Annotated in this window: 1 tRNA gene and 1 rRNA gene; both read right to left on the reverse strand. The window is 52.7% G+C overall.

Annotated elements, in window-relative coordinates:
* Nucleotides 1-251 precede the first annotated feature (251 nt).
* Nucleotides 252-327 (reverse strand) — tRNA-Glu (locus tag CMR03_RS22055).
* 163 nt (nucleotides 328-490) lie between these two features.
* A 16S ribosomal RNA gene (locus CMR03_RS22060) occupies nucleotides 491-2,030 on the reverse strand.
* Nucleotides 2,031-2,132 lie beyond the last annotated feature (102 nt).

The raw sequence follows: 2,132 nt of genomic DNA on the forward strand, positions 1-2,132 counted from the left end.
GACTGCCAGGGCATCCACCGTGTACGCTTAGTCGCTTAACCTCACAACCCACAGGCGTTTTACGCTGCGTGTCATGAGCTTTTGAGAGACCCGAACGCGTTGTCCTGTGTTCCTTATTACGGAGGAACACGACAATGCGTCGTTTCAAATTTTCAGCTTGTTCCGGATTGTTAAAGAGCAATATCTTAAACACGACTCGTAAGTCATCTTTAAGATATGTGGGCAACACCTTTCACCTGTCACCAAGCAAGTGGCGTCCCCTAGGGGATTCGAACCCCTGTTACCGCCGTGAAAGGGCGGTGTCCTGGGCCTCTAGACGAAGGGGACGTGAAATACTTGTGCAACAGACACGGGTAATTTCACGTGAAGGTGAGATTATATAATCAGGCGACAATAGTTATTGTTACCGCACCCCAACGCGTAGACGCTTTGCTCATTACTTTTCTATCAGACAATCTGTGTGAGCACTTCGCGGGAAGGTATCTTCAGGTAAGGAGGTGATCCAACCGCAGGTTCCCCTACGGTTACCTTGTTACGACTTCACCCCAGTCATGAATCACAAAGTGGTAAGCGCCCTCCCGGAGGTTAAGCTACCTACTTCTTTTGCAACCCACTCCCATGGTGTGACGGGCGGTGTGTACAAGGCCCGGGAACGTATTCACCGTGGCATTCTGATCCACGATTACTAGCGATTCCGACTTCACGGAGTCGAGTTGCAGACTCCGATCCGGACTACGACGCACTTTATGAGGTCCGCTTGCTCTCGCGAGGTCGCTTCTCTTTGTATGCGCCATTGTAGCACGTGTGTAGCCCTACTCGTAAGGGCCATGATGACTTGACGTCATCCCCACCTTCCTCCGGTTTATCACCGGCAGTCTCCTTTGAGTTCCCGACCGAATCGCTGGCAACAAAGGATAAGGGTTGCGCTCGTTGCGGGACTTAACCCAACATTTCACAACACGAGCTGACGACAGCCATGCAGCACCTGTCTCAGAGTTCCCGAAGGCACCAAAGCATCTCTGCTAAGTTCTCTGGATGTCAAGAGTAGGTAAGGTTCTTCGCGTTGCATCGAATTAAACCACATGCTCCACCGCTTGTGCGGGCCCCCGTCAATTCATTTGAGTTTTAACCTTGCGGCCGTACTCCCCAGGCGGTCGACTTAACGCGTTAGCTCCGGAAGCCACTCCTCAAGGGAACAACCTCCAAGTCGACATCGTTTACGGCGTGGACTACCAGGGTATCTAATCCTGTTTGCTCCCCACGCTTTCGCACCTGAGCGTCAGTCTTCGTCCAGGGGGCCGCCTTCGCCACCGGTATTCCTCCAGATCTCTACGCATTTCACCGCTACACCTGGAATTCTACCCCCCTCTACGAGACTCAAGCCTGCCAGTTTCAAATGCAGTTCCCAGGTTAAGCCCGGGGATTTCACATCTGACTTAACAGACCGCCTGCGTGCGCTTTACGCCCAGTAATTCCGATTAACGCTTGCACCCTCCGTATTACCGCGGCTGCTGGCACGGAGTTAGCCGGTGCTTCTTCTGCGGGTAACGTCAATCACTGCGGTTATTAACCACAATGCCTTCCTCCCCGCTGAAAGTACTTTACAACCCGAAGGCCTTCTTCATACACGCGGCATGGCTGCATCAGGCTTGCGCCCATTGTGCAATATTCCCCACTGCTGCCTCCCGTAGGAGTCTGGACCGTGTCTCAGTTCCAGTGTGGCTGGTCATCCTCTCAGACCAGCTAGGGATCGTCGCCTAGGTGGGCCGTTACCCCGCCTACTAGCTAATCCCATCTGGGTTCATCCGATAGTGAGAGGCCCGAAGGTCCCCCTCTTTGGTCTTGCGACGTTATGCGGTATTAGCCACCGTTTCCAGTGGTTATCCCCCTCTATCGGGCAGATCCCCAGACATTACTCACCCGTCCGCCACTCGTCACCCGAGAGCAAGCTCTCTGTGCTACCGTCCGACTTGCATGTGTTAGGCCTGCCGCCAGCGTTCAATCTGAGCCATGATCAAACTCTTCAATTTAAGTTTGATTTGCTGAAACCAGTTCAGCGGTGCTCATCTGTAAAACGTCATAATGAATTTCATTATGTGTTCACTCGTGAGACTTGATATTTTTTACGTCCG

The organism is Pantoea allii, from assembly GCF_002307475.1.
GTDB classification, from domain to species: Bacteria; Pseudomonadota; Gammaproteobacteria; order Enterobacterales; family Enterobacteriaceae; genus Pantoea; species Pantoea allii.